This window comes from Deinococcus cellulosilyticus NBRC 106333 = KACC 11606, from assembly GCF_007990775.1.
Taxonomy (GTDB): domain Bacteria; phylum Deinococcota; class Deinococci; order Deinococcales; family Deinococcaceae; genus Deinococcus_C; species Deinococcus_C cellulosilyticus.
On sequence record NZ_BJXB01000001.1, the window covers coordinates 220,788 to 241,176 of the forward strand.

Sequence of the window (20,389 nt, forward strand, 5' to 3'; positions counted from 1 at the left end):
CCCCCCTGCCTTGAAGAAGGGGGTTGGTGGTTGTCTCAGCTGGAAACCGTTTCAGAGGCACACCCAGTCCCCCTTCCTTAAGGGAGACAGCTCCGAACGCAGTGCGGCGCAGGGGGATCTGACCTGCAGTGCTCTCAAATGCACACCCTGCGCCTTTCACAGAAAGCGAATAACATCAAGACATGAGGACGATTCTGGTGGTTGAAGACAATGCCGGGGTGCGGGATCTTCTGAAGGAGTACCTGACGGAACAGGGCTACCGGGTGATCTGCAGCAACAATGGGCGGGAGGGGCTGTACACGGCCCGCCACCATCCGCCGGACCTGATTTTGCTGGACATCATGATGCCGGAGATGGATGGTCTGGAGTTTTTGAAGGCGTTCCGCAAAACTTCGGACACCCCGATCATCTTCCTGACGGCGAAGGTGATGGAGCTCGACAAGGTGCTGGGTCTGGAACTCGGTGCAGACGATTACATCACCAAGCCGTTTTCGATGGCGGAGCTTCTGGCCCGCATCCGTGCGGTGATGCGCCGCACCGAGGGAACCCCCAGCAGACAGGTGTTTGAGTTTCCCGGTCTTTCACTGGACCGGGAGGCCCGAGTGGTGAAGGTTTCTGGCAAAACGGTGGACCTGACCCGTTCGGAGTTTGACCTGCTCAGCGTGTTTCTGGAGTCGCCTTCAAGGGTCTTCAAGCGCACAGAATTGCTGGACCGGCTGCAGGAGGAGGACGCCCTGGCCTCTGAGCGGACCATTGATGTGCATGTGCGCAACCTGCGCAGCAAGATTGAGGAGGACCCCAGTCAACCGAGACACATCGTGACGGTGTTTGGGGTGGGGTACCGTTTCAATCCCGAGGAGGGATGAATGCGCATTTCTCTGGTCTGGAAGGTGATGGGGGCCTTTGTGCTGGTCAGTGTCCTGGGCGTGCTGAGCGTGGGTTTTTTTGCCCGGTACGTCACAGGGCAGCAGTTTGGGAAGTTTCAGGACCAGCAGCTTCTGAGCAATTATGCCAGCTTCGTGCAGGAGTATTACCGCCAGAACCAGTCTTTAGAAGGCCTTCCCAGAATTCCCAGGAACGGTCCCGGTCAGGGTCCGGTTTTTGTCGTTGCTGATCCTTCTGGACGGGTGATGGCCGGAAACGAGAAGTACAAACCCGGGGTGGTGCTGCCACCAGATGCACTGAAGCACAGCACAGAACTGCTGGTGGATGGTCGGGTGATTGGTGAACTGGTGCTGCTGCCCAGAGACAGTGTTCTGCGGGACAATGGACCGGGACCCAGGGGGTTTGGACCAGGAGAGCGGGATGTGCTGTCCCAGATTTCCACGGCCATTCTGTATGCCATGCTGGCAACAGTGGTCGGTTCGGTGGTTCTGGGTGCATTGCTTTCACGGGTGCTGCTCGGGCCTGTCAGGAAACTTTCGGAGGCCATTCAACTCATGCGTGCAGGTCAGACCCCTCCTGCCCTGCACTCCCCTCCACAGGATGAACTGGGGGATGTGCTGGTGGCCTTTTCGGACATGAGCCATGAGGTGCACCATGCCAACCACCTGCGCAGGCAGATGACTGCGGACATCGCCCATGACCTGCAGACCCCCCTGACCGTGCTGAGGGGTTACCTGGAGGCCATGCAGGAAGGCACCCTGAAACCCACCCCGGAGCGCCTGAAAACGCTGCATCAGGAGGCTCAGCACCTGTCTGAACTCGTCGCAGACCTGCGCACCCTGTCTCTGGCAGATGCGGGTGAACTGCAACTGCAAAAAGTGCCTCTGGACCCGGCAGAATTGTTGCAGGAGGCCCAGAACACCTTCCATCATCTGGCTGAGACCGCTGGTGTCAAACTGGTCAGTGAAGTGGGCCCGGACGTGACTCCCACCCCGATGGACCCGACCCGCATGCTGCAGGTCATGAAAAACCTCATTGGAAACGCACTCAAGCACACGCCCGCAGGAGGGCAGATCCTGCTCAGGGCACAGAGCACGGACACCACCACCATCCTGACGGTGGAGGACACCGGAAGTGGCATTTCCGGTGAAGCCCTCCCACTGATTTTCGAGCGTTTTTACCGTGCGGATGAATCCAGAAGCGGTCACAACAGCGGTCTGGGTCTGGCGATCTGCAAATCCATTGTGCAGGCGCATGGGGGCACCATTGGGGTGGAAAGCACCCCTGGGGAGGGCACCTGTTTCACCATGACTTTGCCCCGGTAACACACCCCTTCTGGAAACACAACAATGGGAGCGTTCACATCTGTGCGTGATGCTCTGGTTTCTGAAAAATGAAAAACAAAAGCTCTAAAAGGGGCACTTTCTGTGATTTAAAACGCTTCAAATTCCGTAAACATGTTATAAATAAAGACACAGTACGCATTCACTTGCAAACCCCTCCTGACTGGAGGATCTTTCCGATGTTCAAAAGGTGAGGCTGTGGCTCTGGATGGGATTGTCAACTCAGATGGAATGCTCATCTACCAGGGTGAACGCCTGCGCGCTTTGCTGAAGACAGAGCAAGAGGTCCGGGTTCACCTCGGACCAGACCATCAGGTGTCTTTCGAGCACGCCCAACAGAACATCCTCACCGTTGAAGCCTGCATGGTTCCCATTCCCAGCACTGACCTGTGGGGTCTGAAACTGTTGCAGTTCACCTCCTCCTATCAGGCACTGCATGATGCTGCATACACCGACCTGCTGACCGGGCTGGGCAACCGGCGGGCCTTTGAAGAGGCCCTCAAACACTTTGCCCAGCAGGAAGCTCCTCTGGCTCTGGTGATTCTCGATCTGGATGGACTGAAGGCCTTCAATGACCTGCACGGCCATGCACAGGGAGACGCCTTTCTGAAACTGGTGGCAGTTGCCCTGCAATCCCAGTTGCGAACCGGAGACCGCGCCTACCGTATCGGTGGGGACGAATTTGCCCTGATCCTGCAGGGTCTGGAAGCAGCAGAGGTGCACGTGGTGTTTGAGGCCATGCAGGAGATCCGCACCCAACTGAGAAGCAGCCCGTTTCGAGGAGGGGACATCAGTGCAGGGGTGGCTTTCCATCCCAGGGAATCCGCAGGAGATGCCCGCATCCTCACCCGTCTCGCCGACGAACGCATGTATGAGCAGAAACGTTCCCGGGGCAAGTCAGACCACGGGCATCTGGTGGGCACCATCAACCGCCATGCAGTGATCCGGGGCATGGGGGCCACCCTGGATGTGCTGCTGGCAAAACAGGTTCCTGGGCCTGAATACTGGCAACTGATGCTGGACTATGCCATTCAGATGGTTCCAAGCGCCCAGGCCGGAAGCCTGGACTTGTGGGATGGACAGGCTTTCATCAAGGTGGCGCAACTGGGCTTTGAAGATGACATTCTGGGGCTGGAGCTGAGCCCGCAGGCACAACTGATCTGGTATGGCAGCAGCAGAGAACAATGGATGAATGGGGTTCCCCGCATTCTCCGGGAGGTTCCCACCATTTCTTCCACGTCTTTTTTCAGTGCAGAGGTCTCAGGTGATCCTGACCGCATTGAGGTCTTTGAAGAATCCGGGCGGCTTGGTGAAATCCAGTGCACCCTGAATGCACCCATCACCCACCAGGGGAAGGTGTATGGACACCTGAACCTCGACAATTTCGTCAGCAATCAGGCCTTCAACAAGGACAGTTTGCAGGTGACAGTTGAGCTCATTCGCCTGTGCGCCACAGTGTGTTACAACCTCAACCTACCGGCTTATCTCCCCTGAGGGAACAGGGTCTTCTTCGGGATCAAGCAGGGGCAGTTCAATGGACACCGTGGTGCCCTGGCCGGGCAAGGAGGTCAGGTGGATGGTCCCTTCGTGGGCCTCCACAATCCATTTGGCAATCGGCAGTCCCAGTCCGGTCCCCCCAGGATCAGCTTCACGGGAGAATTGCCCCCGATAGAAGCGCTCAAAGACCCTGGGCAGGTCCTCTTCACGGATGCCCATTCCACTGTCCTGCACCCAGATGCATGCGTGCTCATTGTGGATTCTGGCCCCCACAGCCACTGTGCCGCCTGTGGGGGTGTATTTGGCGGCATTTTCCAGCAGAATCACCATCACCTGTTTCAGGCGATCGTAATCCCCCATGACGGTGATGCCCTCCAGCTGAATGGTGACCTGATGGTTCTGCAACTGGAAGGAAACCGCCTGCACCGCATCTGCAATGACCTCCTCAAGGTCGAGAGGATCACGGCGGATCAATGCGCCAGAGTCACCCTTGGCAAGGGCCAGCATGTCCTGCACGAGGCGGCTCAGGCGGGTGGCTTCTCTGGCCACATCTGCAAGGGCTTCTTCTTTGTCCTCATCTGGCATGTTGGAGTAACGGTGGATCAGGTCCAGGTTGCCCTGAATGGCGGTCAGGGGCGCCCGAAGTTCATGGGCCGCATCGTTCACGAAGCGCTGCTGGGCCTGGGAAATCTCCCGCAGGGCAAGTTCAGCCTCTTTCAGATCCGTGATGTCAATCAGGGCACCCGAAATCACCGTGTGATTGGCCCCATGCTCCACCCGTCCCCGGCTCATGATCCAGCGAACCGTCCCCTCCTGACGCAGCACACGCATCTCAAGTTCAAAAGGCTCCCCCTCCCGGATGGCTGCTTTCAGCTGTTCTTTCACCCGGGGCAGGTCTTCCCCATGCACCTGGCTGAGGAAGTGATCCATGCTGGTGTCTCCAGAGTTCCCCCGGAACCCCAGAATCCTGTCGGTCTGTCCAAACCAGCTGATCTTGCGGGTTCGGCTGTCCCACTCCCAGGTTCCAACGCGGGTCGCTTCGAGGGTCATGTTCAATCGGGACTGGCTTTGTTGCAGCAAAATGGAGGTCTGTTTGCTGCGGGTGATGTCGGTGACGGTGATCCCCACCCACTGGACATGCCCGGCCTGGGTTTTCACCGGGTAGACGCTGCACAGCCAGTGCTTCGAGTCGGTCCCCTGCATGGAGTTGATTTCCAGGTCCCGGTAGCTTTTTCCGGAGAAGAGCACCCGCTGGCACATCCACTCCAGTTGCTGGATGAGTGGGCTCTGGATGTCCCGGCAGTGTTTTCCCTGCATCTCTTCAGCCCTGCGGCCTGCAAGCTCTGCCAGGGTGCTGTTCACATGCAGGAAATGCAGCTCTGGGTCCAGCAGGGCCATGCCCACGGGAGCCTCCTGAATCATGGTGCTCAGTTGAGCCTGGGTGCTGAGCAGGGCGGTCTGCAGCTGGTGCCTTTCCAGGGCATTTTTGATGGTGCGTTCCAGCATGCTGGCGTTCAATTTATTCTTGTTCAGGAAGTCCAGTGCTCCTGCCTTCATGGCTGAGACTGCTGTGGTCTCATCGGCGCTGCCCGTCAGGACAATCACAGCAGGCTTTTTCACCATGTCCTGGAGCTGGTCCAGGAATTCCAGACCCGTCATGTCCGGAAGCTGGATGTCCAGAAAGACCAGGTCCACCTCAGCGACCCGCACGCTCCGCAGACCATCGTGTCCATAAGACGCATGGATCACCGTGGGATTCAGGTCTGCAAGACGTTTGAGGTGGCGCTGCAGGATTTCCACATCGGTGGGACTGTCCTCGACAATCAGGATTCTCAGGCCGTCCATGGCTGCACCTGCTCGGGCAGGACCACACGGTCCAGCCAGTAGTCCATCATCACCTGCACGTCTTTCACAAAATTCAGGGTGTCCAGGGATTTCTTCAGGTAACTGTTGACGCCCAGGTTGTAACAGGTGTCCACATCTGTGGGGTGTTCAGAGGTGGTCAGCACGATCACCGGGATGGTCCTGAGCACAGGGTCGGCCTTCATGGTCCTGAGGATCTCCAGGCCGCCCATGCCGGGCAGGTTGAGGTCCAGGACCATCACAAAGGGCCAGTGTTCGGTGGCCTTTTCCTGCAAAAAGGGAATCACCCGATCTCCAGTGGCAATGCGAACCACAGGATTCTTTCGTCCTGAGCGTTTGAGGGCCCAGCAGAACACGTCATGGTCCTGGTCACTGTCTTCAACTGCCACAATCTGCCGTCCCTGCACGTCTTACCCCTGTCCTGTGAGTGTGAAATAGAAGGTGCTGCCCTGTCCCTCGACAGATTCCACCCACAACCTGCCCCCGTGCCGCTCGATGATTTTCTGGGCAATGCTGAGCCCTGCCCCGGTCCCTCCGCCATAGGCATCCTGGGTGTGCAGGCGCTTGAAGAACCTGAAAATGGTCTCAAAGTGCTGGGCTGGAATCCCGATCCCATTGTCTCTGACATACAGCACCGGACCTGTCAGGTCTGCTCCAAAATGTTCTGCAGCTTCCTGCGCTTCAAAGTGGCCCAGTTCCACTGTGGGCACCGGGCTCTGGTTGTATTTCACACCATTGCTGATGAGGTTGTTGAAAACCTCCCCAAGGCGCACTGCATCTGCCACCGCCTCGGGCAGCCTGCGTGGAATCAGCACCTGGGCATTTCTGCGCTCCAGACTGGGTTTCAGCAGGTCAATGGTGTCGAGGGCCACTTCATGAAGGTCCACCTTGCGCACTGCATAGTCCACCCGACCCACCCGGGAGTAGCTCAGCAGTGAATCGATCAGGCTTTCCAGACGCTGGGTGAGGCGCACCATGGTTTCCAGTTTGTGTCTGGCATCGTCTTCCAGCTGGTCCATGTAATCTTCAGAGAGCATCACCGCATAGTGGTGCAGCCCTCTCAGAGGCTCTTTGAGATCGTGGGACGCCACATAGGCAAAGGCATCGAGTTCGGTGTTGGATTTTTCCAGTCTGGCGTTCAGCTGTTGCAATTCCTCGGTGCGGCGCAGCACCACGTCCAGTGACGACCTGTGCAGTTCTCGCACCGCCGAGGTCTCCATGTCCAGCCAGGGTTCACTGCGGCCATGCACTGTCTGCTGCCAGGCTTCGAAAGATTTTCGGGGAGACAGGCGCTCCCCATCTGCAGAAACCATCTTGTCAGGATTTCCCCCCCAGGTGACCTGTTGCACCACTTCTGTGCGGAACCACAGGATCAGCTCTGGATGGCTTCTGGACAGCACCAGAGACAGCACCCCTGCGCTGCTGCCAAAATCCAGTTCAGCCCACTCCTCCCTCAGGTGATCGGTGGCATACACACGGCCTTTTTCGGCGATCAGGGGAATCCAGTCCTTCAGGATTTCCTGCGAGGGCACCATCCCCAGGGTGGTGATGCGTTCCCCACTGACCACCACCAGTCCTTCACAGCGCACCAGGGTGTAAAGTTCCTGGGCGAGGTCATGAAAAGCGTGTTCAACCTGCGGCGTGCTCGCGAGGTACTCCACAATTCTGGCTGCACTGGACTGCATGTTCTTTTCCAGCTGACCATGCTCATGGTCTGCCTTGCTGGACAGTTGCAGGCTCAGCATCTGGCCCAGAAACTCACACATGGCCCTGACGCTGTAACTGAGCACCTTGGGGCTGTTGTGGTGGCAGGCAATCAGGCCCCACAGTTCCCCATCTTTGAGGATGGACACGGACATGGATGCCCCCACCCCCATGTTCCTGAGGTATTCCAGATGAATGGGGGACACACTGCGCAGATAGCAGTAACTCATGTCCAGGGGTTGCGGCCCCTGACCCTGGTACGAGAGCAGAGGAACCGGGGTGTAATCCGAGCTGCCAATCACCCGGATGTGGTTCATCACGTACAATGCACGGGCCTGTTTCGGGATGTCAGAGGCCGGGTAGCGCAGCCCCAGAAAAGACTCCATTCCCTGTGAAAATTCCTCGGCAATCACCTGCCCGGTGCCATCCTGGGCGAACTGGTAGATCATCACCCGGTCATACCCGGTCAGCTGCCGCACCTCTCTTGCCAGACGCTCACAGGCCTGTTGCAGGGTGGGAGCGGCACTGACCCGGTTCATGATGCTGCTCATCTGGCGGTAGCGGTCCGACCATTCTGCAGCGGGTGGAGTGGGCTCCAGCTCCAGAATCACCCAGCCGTCTTTGCGGTGGGCCACGGCATCAAAAAGCACTCCATGGCTGAAACGCAAGGGAAAAACAAAAAGCGGGTTGGTTTCCAGATCGTCCCGGTTCAATGCCTCCTGGAAGGCCCGAAGCTGTTCCTCGCCCATGAATTCCTGAATGGTCACATCCAGCAGTCTCTCGGGAGAAAGACCCAGCAGGGCGTCCACATTGGCACTGACCTGCACAATCCGGAAATCTTCTTCCTGCATGACCAGCATCACACCATGGGGCTGAATCAGACCGGGGGTGTGGATGGGCTCACGGTCACAGTTGGTCAGGTCTATGGGGCTGTCTGGAGGAAGCAGGTCCAGATTTTCAAGGGGTTTCATGCAAGCCCCCGATAAAAGAATTCAAACGTGCGGCGGGCACCCTGCACCATCCGGTCGCTGTCCGTGCACTGGGATTCCAGCAGCTGTCTTGTCTGCTTCCACCTGGCCCCTGTTCTGCCCTGGTACCCACTGAAGAAGCGTCCCCCAGTTTCAGGGGTGATCCCGAGGGTCTGGAGGTGCCTGCTGATCAGCTGGCCTCCCAGGGTGGAGCCTTCCATCACATAAACGGCCCCCAGCACTTCCTGCCAGCCTGAAAGCTGAACGGTGAAATGAGGGGCTGGAAGAGACAGGCCATAGAAACCCAGGTCGGTTTCCAGCCAGGGAAGTTTGCGTTCGGGTTGCAGGTCCTGCAATTGCTGCCATTCCGGTCTCTCATACACCAGGGGTTCCAGCGTCTGGTACAGTGCTGCAAAAGAGCAAAGCAGTTTTTGATAAGCCGCCGGAGATTTCAGTTCAAGCAGGTTCAGCGTGTTTTCGAGTTCGGTGTGGATGTCATGCGTCTGGTTTTTCAGCTGGTAAAGAACAGAGTCACCGGATACAGCGGGGGCTTTCTGTCCCGGTTGAATGGCGGGCATACTTCAGCCTAAAGGTCTGACCCGGGGGGTCGGTAACCTTTCCCACATTTTGCGCACAATTTCAGAACGGTCCAGAAAAATGATAATTTTATGATATTTTGAGCTCTGCGTCAGCATTTTCCTGCAATGGGCTGCTGCAACAATCGTTACACAATGCCAGGTGATCTGACCCGAATGTAACGGGACCTGAGGTGACAAAGTCTCAGGTCCCAGAAAACCATGAAGATCTTAAAGGAAAGTGGAGAGGTCCGCAGTGACTTCAAAAGCACAGTTGTCCTCGGATTCGTTGCGAATCAGGATGGACAGCTTGCCATTGGGGTCCACGCCAGCCTTGCTGACATCAAACTGATACAGCATGCTGCCTTCCCACAGGTTGTTTGCCCCTTTCTGCCAGTCGGTGACCAGGATCTTTTTGGCAGGTGCAGTGGGGGCTCCCTTGCCGTTGCGGATCATCACCGTGTAGGCGTTGCGCAGTTTTTCTTCCTTGAGGCCCGTCATGGTGAGGTACACCCTGAGTTGTCCCCCGGGAAGGGTCTGGGCCTTGATGAGCTCTTCGGGTTTGGGTGGGCTCTTGAACTGGTTGCGTGCATCGGTGGCCGCCAGGAACACATCATCGGCCTGCCCGGTCATGGTGATGGTTTTTGGGTAACTGCCTTTGGAGAAATCATTTGGGGCTTTAAGCCAGTTTGCGAGGCATTGCGGACCACCATCGACCACCTTGACCACATCGCCAGACTTGAATTTGCCCTCGGCAACCGTGAGGTCCAGGGTCTGGAAGGTGCTGACCTCATCAGCACGGCCATACGCACTGTCAATGATGCGTTTGGTGGTGGTGGCGTCCAGGGTGGGGGTCCAGGCCAGCGCAACGCCAGCGAACAGGGAGGTGAGGATCAGAATTTTACGCATAGACACTCCTTGGATGAACATCAGTGAACCGGGAAAAAGGTCCCTGGTCCAGACTTGAAACCTGGTCCAGACAAAAAGGCGGCTCTGTCTGGACCTGACCTGTGTTATTTGAGGTACACCAGACGGCATCTGGTGCTCACCTGAAGGAAACGATTCACATCAGCATCGTTGAGCACAACGTTCTCTTTGATTTTGGAGTAGTAGCCCACAGCTTTTGCAGCTTTGTACCTGTACACGTCTCCATCGAGTGCTCCGTTCTGGCGCGCCTGCTCTTCCGAGGTGAAATACTGCTGCAGGCCTGCTTCCACCAGATCCGTAGAGACCCCCTGCACCAGCACCTTGTCGGGCCAGAGTTGCTGCATCTTGCTGTCAAACACGTAACTTGTGGGGGTGCGCTCCAGCCCCAGACCTCTGGCATCCACCAGGGCCGTGCAGGTGATCTGTTTGGCCGAGGATGCCGGGGCTGCAGTGTTTTTGCCTGTGGTGCTGGGAGCCACTGTACCCTGATTGGTCTGTGGACGGGTGCTTGTGGGATTGTCCACCGTGCCCGAAGGTCCAGAAGAGGTGCCTGTGCTCTTGGGGGCCGTGGTTGCTGTGGAAGTGCTGTCCGGGGTTCCCCCCTGGTTGGGACGGTTCACACTGGAGGTGGTTGAGGTGGAGTTGCCGCCGTTTGGATTTTTGGGGGCCACAGTGGTGGACGTGCCTTCTGGAGTGGAAGATCCTCTGACCCCTGTGCTGGTGGGCGCAGAAGCCGTTTCATTGTTGGGCTGCCCCCGCACACCAGATGGTCCAGGGGTTGTGGTGGTCTCCTGGGTGTTGGAAGGTGTGGTGCGGGTGCCCTGAGCTGTGTTGGGTGCAGTGCCCGTGTTCTGCTGGTTGGTCCCCGGTTTCACAGAGGTGGTTGCCGTTTCAGACGGATTGTTGCCTGAGGGCTTGGCCGAGGTGGTGCCCGTTTCAGCAGCATCCACTGTGGATGTCTTGGGGGCACTGGTGGCTGTGGTGGAACCAGAAGGCTCAGTGCTGGTTTTGGGAGCAGTGGTCGAGATGGTCCCGGCATCTGCAGTGGCGGTTTTGGGGGCAGGACCCGCAGTCTGTCCTTCAGGTTCCTGGGTGGTTTGGGTTGTCGGAGCACTCTGGGTGCCAGAAGGCCCGGTCACAGCGGTCTGGGGTTTCCCGGAGGTGGTTCCAGTTTCCTGGGTGTTCCCCTGCTCAGGTCGGGACTGTGCCTGTCCCTGAGGGGTGTTTTGCCCCACCGTCTGTTTCTGTCCGGTGGTGCCTGCAACGGTGCTGGTGTCGGCATCTGGACGGCTGGTGTTCACGGTGCCGTCTATTCCCGTGCCATCGGTGTTGCTGCGTCCAGCAGTGTTGCCTGTGTCGGTCTGGGATGTTCCCGTCGGACGGTTCGAGGCTGTGCTGCCATTCTCTGTGGTGCTGTTGGGCCGGGTGAAGGACCCGGTGGTGGTGTCCTCTGGAACCTGAGCATTGCGATACCAGGAATTCAGCGCCTCGGTTTCAGCCTGGGTGTTGGGACGGCTGAATCCGGTGGTGGTTTCCGGGGTGGTGCTGCCACTGGTGCCTCTGGCGGTTGTGGTGGAGGTGCCCGTTTCAGGGGTGGAACGGTTCACGGCAGAGGTGCTGCCGGTTTCCGTGCTTTCACGGCCAGGAGCAGACACGGTGCCAGAAGGGGCACTTTCAGCCTGATTGCGACCTGTTGCCGTTTCGGTGCTTGCTGTTTCTCCTGGACGCACCGGAGCCCCTGTAGACGATTGCGTATCTGTCCGGTTCTGGGGCAGCGTGGTGGTCTGTGTGCCTTCTCCTGAAGTCTGAGGATTGGGCCTTGCCGACGTCTCAGGGAGCGTCTCAGGGGCTGGGGTGGTCTCAGGGACAGGCAGACCCGATGAACTTCCCATGGGTGTGGGAGGAGGCAGGTTCTCCAGTTCATCCTCATCTTCTCTGGTTCCAGGGAGGGTTCCAGAAGGAGAGGTGCTGGTCTGTCCAGAAGGGGAGGTGCTGGTTCTGGGTGGGGTGGGCACCTGCACAGGCGTCTTCGGGACGGTCAGTTCAATGATTTCCAGCGGAGGAAGGGCAGATTCCTGGGTGACAGGTTTCTGTTGCTCTGTGGCCCGAAATTGCACCAGCAGAAGGCCAAAGCCAGCCGCGAGGTGCAGCGCGACAGTGATCAGGGCTGCCCTTCTGCGTTCGGTGTCCTTCAGCACTCTGGGGAGAGCGAGGGTCACGTTACTTCTCCTCAGTGGCCAGTGCGATCTTGACTGTCCCCACCTTGCGGATGGTGTCCATCACCGAGACCACCACACCATAGTTGCTGTTCTTGTCGGCCCGCAGGGCCACAATGCCACCACTGCCTTTGACTGCACCCTTGACCCGATCCTGCAGCTGTTGCAGGGTCACCTGCTTGCCTTCCAGAAAGATGGCCCCATTCTGCTGGATGCTGATGGTGGGAATTCTGGAGGCGTCTTTCACACTGCTGGATGCGGTGGGAAGATCAAGCGGCACCGTGCGGTCCTGGCTCATCAGCTGACTGGTCAGCATGAAAAAAATCACCAGCAGCAGCACAATGTCCACCATCGGGGCAAAATCGAAGGTGACCTGTTCTGCCTCACGGCGGCGGGGGCGTCTCATGCCTGAGTCACCTTGCTGGGTTTGGTCACTTTGCGCTCAGGCTCATAGCTGCCCAGAGGCACTCCGGTCAGCACGCCTTTCTGGCGCAGGCGGAACTCTTCCAGCCAGCTGCTGAGGGATTCACGGGAGCGGTCCACCTGCAACATCACAGCGTCGGCCTTGTTGCGCACGATCTGCCTGCCCACGTAGGCCACAATCGCCACAACCAGACCCCCGGCGGTGTTGATGAGGGCCTCACTGATCCCGGTGGAGAGCTGGGTGGGGGTGGGGGCAGTGGTCTGGGCGAACACCAGGAAGGAACGCACCATCCCAATCACGGTTCCCAGCAGACCCAGCAGAGGGGCAATCTGGGCGATCATGCCCAGGGTGTTGATGCCCTGGTACACCCGGTCTTCTTCCAGCATGGTGGCGTCCTGCATGGCGGCCTGTGAGGCGTCCCGGCCTGCAGGGTAACGCTCAAGACCTGCCCGCATCACGTTGCCACTGGGCTGGTCTGCCCTTGCGGCAACATCCACGGCACCTGAAAGGTTGTTCTGCATCAGGGCGGCATGCACCTGCGTCTGAAGAAGTTTGACATTGGGGTCGAGCTTTGCAAGGACCTGAATGCGGTAAACGATCTGGTAGACCACAAATATGGACAGCAGAATGAGAATCCACAGCAGGGGTCCAGCGGCAGTCAGCATGTCTAGCAACGGCATGGCATCATTATGGGAGTAACTTGTGTGAGATGTGTATTTGCCGTGTCACTGCAAAAGCCCAGAAATTGTGCTCCTCATCTGCAAAAACCCGGCTCTTGGAAAGAAAAAACACAAATGTGCCCTTCATCTCATTAACTTTGTATGAATTCCATCGATTAAGAAAAACCAGCACTCAGGTGAGGAAATCCGCCGCAAAAGAGCATGGTCGATGCTGCTGCAAAATGCCCCTCCTGAAGATCAGGAGGGGCACAGGATTGGCTTTGATTAAACGGTGGGGGCAGCGTAGGTGCGGCCACCGAAACGGTTCAGCACGTCACGAACCTGGGTGCTCTGGGCACCATCAGCAACATCCACGGCCACCAGCACGTTGCCTTCATTGACAGAGCGCTCATAGAACTCGGCTTCGTCTTTCTTGTAACCGGCTTCTGCAAAAGCACCTGCCAGGGTTCCGGTGGTTCCACCCACCACGGCACCGGCCACCGCACCACCGGCCACAGAGCCCAGGGTGGAAGCCAGGGCCCCGGCGGTGATGAAGGGTCCCACACCGGGAATCAGGGCTGCAGCAATGCCGAACAGGGCACCTGCAGTTGCACCGATGGCGAGGCCTTTGCCTGCACCGTCATTGACTTCCTGGCCCATCATGTTTTCGGCGTCGTTTTCACCACGGGCCACAAAGGACAGGTTGGTGTCAGCAACACCCAGGCGGCGGAGTTCATTGACGGCCTGCTCGGCCTGAGAACGGTCATTAAAAACAGCGGTAATGCGATCCATGTTTATTCCTCCTTACATAGAGAACAACCGATTCTTTTGATGGTTCAGCTGCCATCCTCTTTCTGGACGGGGTGAACTTGCGATCGGTTGTTTCTAGGCACATTATTGCAGATGATTCATGACAATTATTTAAAGTCTCGTGAGTGATTTATTTTTGTCTTAAGATTATAATAAATCACACCAATCATTTCAGCAGTGATTCAGCCCCAGATCATTTTTGTGAAAGTGCTTCCTGAAAACAAAGTCTGGCAACTCAAATCTTCTGAAGGTTGTAGACTTCACCTCCATATTTGTAAAGCACCTGACTGACCCGTGACTCCTCTTTCAGGCTCGACATCTCCACAGCAATCAATACCCTGTCCCCTTCGAGTTCCTTCTGGTGGTTGCGGTGTTCCTGCTGCCAGGTGCCTTCAACAAGAGCACCGGTGAGTGCACCAGCAATTCCCCCGATCACACCGCCGCTGAGCAGACCTCCCACACCTGCACCCACAAAGGTGGCCCACAGGTCGGCAGGCAAGACAGGGCCCACCTGTGGAATCAGGGCGGCCATTCCACCGAACACCAGACCACTGAGCACCCCCCAGCCCAGTCCCCTTAATGTGCCATGACGGACCTCCTGCTGGCTGATTTTTTCCTGCTGCACCTGAATGTGAAACAAAAGGGTGTCCCAGATGCCCATCTCCCTGAGTTCGGTGATGGCACATCGGGCCTGACGCTGGCTCGGAAACACGGCGGTGAGTCGTTCCATGGTGTCCTCCTCATGTGACACGAATGGGCTTCTGCATGGACGGAAGGGCAGAATGCAAAAAGAAGGAGATATTGAGAAGACTTCTCCATTGTCCTCTCCCCTGTGCAGACATACTGTAAAAGGCCTCACCAACCCTTTGAATTTCTTACAAATCTAACCCGAAACTTGATTTCATTTTCAGCCCCTGCTCAGGAGCAGACACGCCTTGAAACCATCAAATCATTTCTGCAAAGAGCTTTCTTTTGATTCAGACCCCTTGGATGAAATAAACAACTCGAGTAAAGTAAAGCATGAACCTCCTCACTTTTCCCTTTCCCAGAGGGGCAGGCACCATCCATGTGCAGATCCCGGTGAGCAGTGTGGGCCTGGCCCGCGTCCAGATGCTGCTGAACGACCCAGAGCTCCATGAATTGGATTTTTCCATTCAAGGCCTCACCATTTCTCAGGGCCTGATCAGTCCAGTGCTGGCCAACCTGTTCGATCTGGAGCCCGAGGCACGCTTTCAATGCCTGCTGCACCTCAAGGGCAGCGAACCGGGCATTTTCTCCATCACTGCCACCGTCTTTGAAGCAGGGTACGAGGCGCATGCCATCACGTCGCTTCCACTGCAGTGCAAACTGGACGCACAGGGGCAGGTGCTTAACGTCAGTTTGATTTAGAGGTGGGTCTCAAACTCTTGCTGAACGGCCAGCGCCTGTTCTGGTGTGCCCTGCACTTCCACCTGCAGTTCGCTGCCATGCAAAGCCCCCAGTGAGAGCATCTGGATGACACTTCTGGGATCAGCAGTGCGGGTCTGGTGGGTGATTTTCACCCGGGCTCCGATTTTTGACAGTGCAATGGAGAGCAGGGCAGCAGGTCGGGCATGAATGCCTGCAGGATCTCTGACCTGATGCGTGAAAATCAACCGTGCACCTCGATGACCTTCAGACCCTGAGGCACTTGCACCGGGTTTTGCAACTGGTCGGTGTACCAGGTGTCCAGTTCCTCCAGACTGCTGACCCGATAAGGCAGAAAGATGCCATAATTGCGGCCCAGCGCAATCACATTTTTGCGCATGCTGTGTCCCAGAAGTTCCCGTTTGTAGCGGGCAGGTTCTGGACTGGACACCGTGATGCCTGCCTGCGGGTGAATGCCCTCGACTTCAATGAACGCCTGATTGGCGATCAGAAAGCGGATGTCCTGGCTGCTGACTTCCGGCAGGGTGTAGCCTCTGGGGTGCAACTGCCCTCCGAGCAGAATCACATCCATGCTGGTGCCCTGCAGCATCTGGGCGGCCTGCAGGTGGTTGGTGATGATGGTCAGGCGTCTGGGATTGTCCTTCAAAAAGGAGGCCAGGGCAGGGGCGACCCTCTCCCCTTCCAGAATGATCACCTCTCCGGTGCTGATGTCCTGCAGCATGGCCCGGGCAAAATCCTCATCGAGGGGTTCGATCAGGTTGCCCTGGGAACCGATGTCGTTTCTGGGGGTGGTGGCTCCGCCACGCACGCGTTTGAGCATGCCAGACTGCTGCAGGGTGCGCAGGTCCCGCCGCACGGTGGCCGGACTGACCCCCAGCAGGTCGGCGATCTCCTCGACCCGCAGGGCCTTGCGGGTCTCGATCAGTTTGAGCAGATCGTGGTGGCGCTCGGTGAGCATGCTTCAACGGTAGCACAACTCTGATCATTTCGAGCAGAAACTGCGCTGCACATTCAGGTGTTTGGGGGCAAATTGCAGCATCAAGGGCACTTCAATCAGCAGGTGCTGATCTGAATTTGATCGGTTCTGCACATGAATTGACAGTTCTGATCATTTTTCTTTACGCTGAGGTGTTCCCGCCCGAGGGTTTTCCCTGGCACCACGCACTGAAGAAAGGCTCCCCATGCGCATAGAAGGCACCCCGGTCATGCCCGGCATTGCCCACGGCACCCTCTGGTCCCCTGAAAAACCCGACCACCCCGTCACCGGCACCTGGGAGGATTTCCAGGAGGCCCGTGGTGGCTTTCTGAAACGGCTGGAGACCCTGCCAGAAGAATTTCGCGTGACCTATCAGGCCATTGCGCTTGATCCTTCCTGGGACCACTTCGTCCTGAAGCACCTCCAGCATGCCCCTCTGGGGGAGGCCATCGAACGCACTGCGAGGCAGCTGTCTGATCCGCTGTTTCAACTGGATGACCCCTACCTGCGTGCCCGGGGTGAGGACATTTTGCAGGTGGCAGCGACCCTCACCCGCATCCTCCAGGCCCCGATGACTCCCCCAGAGGGCTCCATTCTGCTGGCCCAGGATGTGAGCCTGCTCGAACTCACCGAGTGGAGGGACCGTCTGTCGGGGATGCTGCTGTGTGACATCTCGCCCACCGCCCATGTGGCCATCATTGCCCGCAGTTTCGGGATTCCCACCTTGATCGTGAAAAACCAGCCCTCAGACCCAGAAGCCACCCCCGCCATCCTCAATGCCTTTGAAGGCTGGGTGGAGGTGAGTCCCCAGCAGAACACCTACGAACACTTCCCACCAGAGCAACTGGATCTGGCCGCCAACCGCAGCCCTGTTTTCTACCGGGACCAGAAACGCTCGGTGTGGGCCAACATCAACCGCATTGAAGATGCCATTCTGGCCGCAGAACTGGGGGCAGACGGGGTGGGCCTGATCCGCACCGAATACCTGCACGGCTCTGATGCCAACCTCCTGGGTTTGCATGAAGAAACCGCTCTGTACGAAAAAATCGCAAGGTACCTGCATGGGCTTCCCGTCACAGTGCGCACCCTGGATCTGGGTGGGGACAAGCCTGCCCCCCAGCTTCACACCGGGCTCTTGGACCAGAGCATGCTGGGACTCAGGGGCATCCGGCTCAGCCTGAAAGACCCGTCAAGGTTCCGGCAGCACATCCGGGCCATTCTGAATGGTTTTCGGGGGGTGGACCTGCGCCTGATGTTCCCTTTTGTCACCACCCCTGAAGAGTTTGCCGCAGCCAGACAGCTGGTGCAGGAGGTCGCAGGAAGGGACAACATGCCTGTGCTGGGCATGATGCTGGAGGTTCCCGCTGCAGCATTTGCCCTGCCCGAATTCCGTGCAGAAGGCTGTGAGTTCATCAGTTTCGGCACCAACGACCTGCAACAGTATTTCTTCGCTTCAAGCCGCACCAGCAACGACACCAGTCATTTGCAGAACCCCTGCAGCCCTGCATTCAAACGCCTGATCGAACACACCTCCAAAGAGGCGGCCCGTCTTGGACTGGACCTCAGCGTGTGTGGCGAGGCCGCATTCGACCCCAGGCTCACCTCCTTCTGGTGGGACCTGGGCATTCACGCCCTGTCCGTGCCCCCGGCCCTGATCCCCTGGCTCAAGCACCGAACCCAGACCCTTGGAGGCGCATGATGTCAACCGCAATCGTGGTGGTGGCCCACACCCAGCAACTCGCCCAGTCCGTCCTGGAACTGACCCTGCAGATGACCCGCACCCCACACCAGCTCTGGGCGGTGGGAGGCACCGATCATGGGGGGGTGGGCACCAGTGCCCACAAAATCGAAATGGCCCTGCAAGAGGCCCTGGAAAAACATGAAGGGGCAGTCCTTTTGCTGGACCTGGGGAGTGCCTGCCTCAACGCCCGCATCGCCTCCGAAAAATTCAGGGACAGGCCCGTGTACATCGCGGAGGCCCCTCTGGTGGAAGGCACCATCCTGGCAGGGGTTGCCGCCGCCGCTGGAGAAGTTCCGGAAGTGGTCAAAGCGCGGGCAGAAGAGGCCAGGAATATCCGAAAAGTGATTGGCGGATTAGAATGAAAACAACACCCAAAGTGGATCTCCTTGCCCCTCCACCTGCCTTTCTGATCCACCGCACCGCCTGACCCGGAGGACCATGAAGGACGACACCACTCGGCTTTTTGCGGGACTGCAACAGATTGGCAAGGCACTGATGCTGCCCGTGGCCGTCCTGCCTGCAGCAGGTCTGCTGGTGGGCATCGGCACCCATGCTGCAAGCCACCACTGGCTGCCGCAGGGCATTGCCAGCATCATGCTCAGCTCCGGAGATGCCATCTTGCACAACATCCCCCTGCTGTTCGCCGTTGGGGTCGCCATTGGCCTGACCGCAGGAGAAGGGGTCGCTGCACTGGCTGCACTGGTGGGCTTCCTGGTCATGAATTCCACCATGGGGAGCATCGCAGAACTCATTGGTTTTGATGCCCTCAAAACCAGTTTCGGCAGGAGCTTCATGACCCAGGTGATGGGTGTGAAGACCATCGACACGGGCGTTTTCGGGGGCATGCTGATCGGGATTCTGTCTGCGGTGCTGTACAACAGGTATCACACCATCCGTCTGCATCCGTCGCTGGGTTTCTTTTCAGGCAAAAGGTTCATCCCAATTCTGACGGCCCTTTCTGCTGTCCTGGTCGGAACCATCCTGGCGTACATCTGGGTCCCGATCCAGACCGGGCTCGATGACTTCACCCGCGTGGTCACGGCCAGCAACCCGGAAGTCAGCAGTGGGCTTTTTGGTTTCCTGAACCGCATGCTGATTCCTTTCGGCATCCACCACATCTGGAACAACCCCTTCCTGTACAGCATCGGAGACTATGTGACGGCTTCCGGGGATGTGGTGCGCGGAGACAGTGCCCGCTTTCTGGGGGGCGACCCCAGCGCAGGCCTCTTCATGACAGGTTTTTTCCCGGTGATGATGTTCGGGTTGCCTGCTGCGGCACTCGCCATTGTGCACACCGCGAAGCCCGGCAAAAAGGCACAGGTGGCAGGGATCATGTTCTCTGCAGCCCTGTCCTCTTTTCTGACCGGCATCACCGAACCCATCGAATTTGCCTTCATGTTTGTCTCTCCACTGTTGTACGGCATTCACGCCGTGCTGACCGGTCTTGCTTTCCTGATCATGAACGCCATGGAGGTGAAACTCGGATTCAGCTTCAGTGCCGGGTTCATTGATTATGTGCTGCTGTGGGGACAGGCAAAAAATCCAGTGCTGCTGCTTCCGGTGGGGGCCACCTACGCAGTGCTGTATTACTTCATCTTCCGTTTTGCCATCGTGCGCCTGAACATCCCCACCCCCGGCAGGGACGACGACACCCCACCCCTGCTCCCCACCCAGAGCCCGGCACAGCTTGCCTCAGAAGTGCTCTCCGCGCTGGGAGGAAGCAGCAACATCGAGCACCTTGAAGCCTGCATCACCCGACTGCGCATCCGGGTCAAGAGCATGCAGCATGTGCAGCACCTGCGCCTCAAGGACCTTGGGGCTGTCGGGGTGGTGCGGCTCGGACAGAACCTGCAGGTGGTGTTTGGGGGCCAGAGTGAGCAACTGTCCAACGACATCCATCAACTGATGCACGGGGAAAGGCTGCATCCAGTGACCCCCAGAAAGGTGCAGCAGGTGGGAGGAGGGGTGTTCATCCAGTCCCCCATGCGGGGCCGCATCCTGCCTCTGGCCCAGGTCCCTGATGACGTGTTCAGCCAGAAACTGATGGGGGATGGGTTCGCCATCGACCCGATTGATGGTGAGGTCTATGCCCCATGTGACGGCACCATCGAGGCCCTTTTTCCGACCATGCATGCTGTTGCCCTGCTGGGAGACAGCGGCCACGAAATCCTGATCCATGTCGGAATCGACACCGTGCATCTGGGCGGTGAGGGGTTCAAGGCCCATGTCAAACAGGGAGACCGGGTCAAAGCAGGTGACCTGTTGCTGTCCGTGAACCTGCAGCAGATCCGCGACAAGGTGCCCTCCCTGATCACTCCGGTGGTCTTCACCAACCTGCTTCCGGAAAATCGGGTGCTGCTGGCAGACTCCGGGGTCAGCATCGTTTAGCGGTCA

General features: G+C 58.0%; 19 protein-coding genes. 7 read left to right on the top strand and 12 right to left on the bottom strand.

What is annotated here, in order from left to right; genetic code table 11:
* Positions 1 to 182: 182 nt before the first annotated feature.
* The 3 genes from DC3_RS00940 to DC3_RS00950 all read left to right on the top strand — a co-directional run bounded on the left by DC3_RS00940 (position 183) and on the right by DC3_RS00950 (position 3,722).
* Positions 183 to 866 carry a response regulator transcription factor gene (locus tag DC3_RS00940; RefSeq protein WP_146881707.1) on the top strand — a complete coding sequence of 228 codons (684 nt, stop codon included), beginning with the start codon at positions 183 to 185 and terminating at the stop codon, positions 864 to 866.
* A complete protein-coding gene (locus DC3_RS00945) occupies positions 867 to 2,210 on the top strand; it encodes a sensor histidine kinase (RefSeq protein WP_146881708.1) in 1,344 nt (447 codons plus the stop codon).
* Positions 2,211 to 2,459: 249 nt separating this feature from the next.
* Positions 2,460 to 3,722 (top strand): GGDEF domain-containing protein, encoded by a 1,263-nt coding sequence (locus DC3_RS00950; protein ID WP_146881709.1) that lies wholly within the window; start codon positions 2,460 to 2,462, stop codon positions 3,720 to 3,722.
* On the opposite strand, the gene DC3_RS00955 is transcribed toward DC3_RS00950, so the two are convergent.
* The 10 genes from DC3_RS00955 to DC3_RS01000 form a co-directional block, all read right to left on the bottom strand.
* A complete protein-coding gene (locus DC3_RS00955) occupies positions 3,702 to 5,570 on the bottom strand; it encodes a hybrid sensor histidine kinase/response regulator (RefSeq protein WP_146881710.1) in 1,869 nt (622 codons plus the stop codon). The genes DC3_RS00950 and DC3_RS00955 overlap by 21 nt on opposite strands.
* A complete protein-coding gene (locus tag DC3_RS00960) occupies positions 5,558 to 5,995 on the bottom strand; it encodes a response regulator (RefSeq protein ID WP_146881711.1) in 438 nt (145 codons plus the stop codon). Before DC3_RS00960 ends, DC3_RS00955 begins: the two co-directional genes overlap by 13 nt.
* Positions 5,996 to 5,998: 3 nt before the next feature.
* Positions 5,999 to 8,263, bottom strand: coding sequence for an ATP-binding protein (locus DC3_RS00965; protein WP_146881712.1), 2,265 nt, complete (start codon positions 8,261 to 8,263; stop codon positions 5,999 to 6,001).
* Complete coding sequence (locus DC3_RS00970; RefSeq protein ID WP_146881713.1) at positions 8,260 to 8,838, bottom strand: biliverdin-producing heme oxygenase; 579 nt, start codon at positions 8,836 to 8,838, stop codon at positions 8,260 to 8,262. Before DC3_RS00970 ends, DC3_RS00965 begins: the two co-directional genes overlap by 4 nt.
* 228 nt (positions 8,839 to 9,066) lie before the next feature.
* Positions 9,067 to 9,744, bottom strand: coding sequence for a hypothetical protein (locus DC3_RS00975; RefSeq protein ID WP_146881714.1), 678 nt, complete (start codon positions 9,742 to 9,744; stop codon positions 9,067 to 9,069).
* A 104-nt stretch (positions 9,745 to 9,848) separates the two neighbouring features.
* The gene (locus DC3_RS00980; protein WP_146881715.1) at positions 9,849 to 11,981 is read right to left on the bottom strand and encodes a hypothetical protein; all 2,133 of its coding nucleotides are present in this window, start codon (positions 11,979 to 11,981) and stop codon (positions 9,849 to 9,851) included.
* 1 nt (position 11,982) lies between these two features.
* Positions 11,983 to 12,384, bottom strand: coding sequence for an ExbD/TolR family protein (locus tag DC3_RS00985; RefSeq protein WP_146881716.1), 402 nt, complete (start codon positions 12,382 to 12,384; stop codon positions 11,983 to 11,985).
* Positions 12,381 to 13,082, bottom strand: a complete 702-nt coding sequence (locus tag DC3_RS00990; RefSeq protein WP_146881717.1) for a MotA/TolQ/ExbB proton channel family protein — start codon at positions 13,080 to 13,082, stop codon at positions 12,381 to 12,383. Before DC3_RS00990 ends, DC3_RS00985 begins: the two co-directional genes overlap by 4 nt.
* A gap of 264 nt (positions 13,083 to 13,346) precedes the next feature.
* Positions 13,347 to 13,853 carry a hypothetical protein gene (locus tag DC3_RS00995; RefSeq protein WP_146881718.1) on the bottom strand — a complete coding sequence of 169 codons (507 nt, stop codon included), beginning with the start codon at positions 13,851 to 13,853 and terminating at the stop codon, positions 13,347 to 13,349.
* 253 nt (positions 13,854 to 14,106) lie between these two features.
* Positions 14,107 to 14,601, bottom strand: a complete 495-nt coding sequence (locus tag DC3_RS01000) for a hypothetical protein (RefSeq protein WP_146881719.1) — start codon at positions 14,599 to 14,601, stop codon at positions 14,107 to 14,109.
* 290 nt (positions 14,602 to 14,891) lie between these two features.
* Here DC3_RS01000 and DC3_RS01005 point away from each other — a divergent pair, with 290 nt between their 5' ends.
* Positions 14,892 to 15,260: a hypothetical protein gene (locus tag DC3_RS01005; protein WP_146881720.1), complete on the top strand. Its 369-nt coding sequence runs from the start codon at positions 14,892 to 14,894 to the stop codon at positions 15,258 to 15,260.
* Here DC3_RS01005 and DC3_RS01010 read toward each other — a convergent pair.
* Positions 15,257 to 15,505, bottom strand: coding sequence for an HPr family phosphocarrier protein (locus DC3_RS01010; protein ID WP_186815751.1), 249 nt, complete (start codon positions 15,503 to 15,505; stop codon positions 15,257 to 15,259). The two genes, DC3_RS01005 and DC3_RS01010, sit on opposite strands and share 4 nt — an antisense overlap.
* A complete protein-coding gene (locus tag DC3_RS01015; RefSeq protein WP_146881722.1) occupies positions 15,502 to 16,236 on the bottom strand; it encodes a DeoR/GlpR family DNA-binding transcription regulator in 735 nt (244 codons plus the stop codon). Before DC3_RS01015 ends, DC3_RS01010 begins: the two co-directional genes overlap by 4 nt.
* 223 nt (positions 16,237 to 16,459) lie before the next feature.
* On the opposite strand from DC3_RS01015, the gene DC3_RS01020 reads away from it, so the two are divergent.
* From DC3_RS01020 to ptsG, 3 genes are all read left to right on the top strand, one after another.
* Positions 16,460 to 17,953 carry a putative PEP-binding protein gene (locus tag DC3_RS01020; RefSeq protein WP_146881723.1) on the top strand — a complete coding sequence of 498 codons (1,494 nt, stop codon included), beginning with the start codon at positions 16,460 to 16,462 and terminating at the stop codon, positions 17,951 to 17,953.
* Complete coding sequence (locus DC3_RS01025) at positions 17,950 to 18,357, top strand: PTS-dependent dihydroxyacetone kinase phosphotransferase subunit DhaM (protein WP_146881724.1); 408 nt, start codon at positions 17,950 to 17,952, stop codon at positions 18,355 to 18,357. The genes DC3_RS01020 and DC3_RS01025 overlap by 4 nt, the downstream gene beginning before the upstream one ends.
* A 76-nt stretch (positions 18,358 to 18,433) precedes the next feature.
* Positions 18,434 to 20,383 carry a glucose-specific PTS transporter subunit IIBC gene (ptsG, locus tag DC3_RS01030; RefSeq protein ID WP_146881725.1) on the top strand — a complete coding sequence of 650 codons (1,950 nt, stop codon included), beginning with the start codon at positions 18,434 to 18,436 and terminating at the stop codon, positions 20,381 to 20,383.
* Positions 20,384 to 20,389 lie beyond the last annotated feature (6 nt).

What these genes read in the sequence shown, in the direction of transcription:
- DC3_RS01005 (WP_146881720.1), top strand. Translation starts at nt 14,892, where the DNA reads ATGAACCTCCTCACTTTTCCCTTTCCCAGAGGGGCAGGCACCATCCAT.
- DC3_RS01015 (WP_146881722.1), bottom strand. Translation starts at nt 16,236, where the DNA reads ATGCTCACCGAGCGCCACCACGATCTGCTCAAACTGATCGAGACCCGC.
- DC3_RS00985 (WP_146881716.1), bottom strand. Translation starts at nt 12,384, where the DNA reads ATGAGACGCCCCCGCCGCCGTGAGGCAGAACAGGTCACCTTCGATTTT.
- DC3_RS00955 (WP_146881710.1), bottom strand. Translation starts at nt 5,570, where the DNA reads ATGGACGGCCTGAGAATCCTGATTGTCGAGGACAGTCCCACCGATGTG.
- DC3_RS01000 (WP_146881719.1), bottom strand. Translation starts at nt 14,601, where the DNA reads ATGGAACGACTCACCGCCGTGTTTCCGAGCCAGCGTCAGGCCCGATGT.
- DC3_RS00995 (WP_146881718.1), bottom strand. Translation starts at nt 13,853, where the DNA reads ATGGATCGCATTACCGCTGTTTTTAATGACCGTTCTCAGGCCGAGCAG.
- DC3_RS00965 (WP_146881712.1), bottom strand. Translation starts at nt 8,263, where the DNA reads ATGAAACCCCTTGAAAATCTGGACCTGCTTCCTCCAGACAGCCCCATA.
- DC3_RS01020 (WP_146881723.1), top strand. Translation starts at nt 16,460, where the DNA reads ATGCGCATAGAAGGCACCCCGGTCATGCCCGGCATTGCCCACGGCACC.
- DC3_RS00940 (WP_146881707.1), top strand. Translation starts at nt 183, where the DNA reads ATGAGGACGATTCTGGTGGTTGAAGACAATGCCGGGGTGCGGGATCTT.
- DC3_RS00970 (WP_146881713.1), bottom strand. Translation starts at nt 8,838, where the DNA reads ATGCCCGCCATTCAACCGGGACAGAAAGCCCCCGCTGTATCCGGTGAC.
- DC3_RS00990 (WP_146881717.1), bottom strand. Translation starts at nt 13,082, where the DNA reads ATGCCGTTGCTAGACATGCTGACTGCCGCTGGACCCCTGCTGTGGATT.
- DC3_RS01025 (WP_146881724.1), top strand. Translation starts at nt 17,950, where the DNA reads ATGATGTCAACCGCAATCGTGGTGGTGGCCCACACCCAGCAACTCGCC.
- ptsG (WP_146881725.1), top strand. Translation starts at nt 18,434, where the DNA reads ATGAAGGACGACACCACTCGGCTTTTTGCGGGACTGCAACAGATTGGC.
- DC3_RS00950 (WP_146881709.1), top strand. Translation starts at nt 2,460, where the DNA reads ATGCTCATCTACCAGGGTGAACGCCTGCGCGCTTTGCTGAAGACAGAG.
- DC3_RS00945 (WP_146881708.1), top strand. Translation starts at nt 867, where the DNA reads ATGCGCATTTCTCTGGTCTGGAAGGTGATGGGGGCCTTTGTGCTGGTC.
- DC3_RS00975 (WP_146881714.1), bottom strand. Translation starts at nt 9,744, where the DNA reads ATGCGTAAAATTCTGATCCTCACCTCCCTGTTCGCTGGCGTTGCGCTG.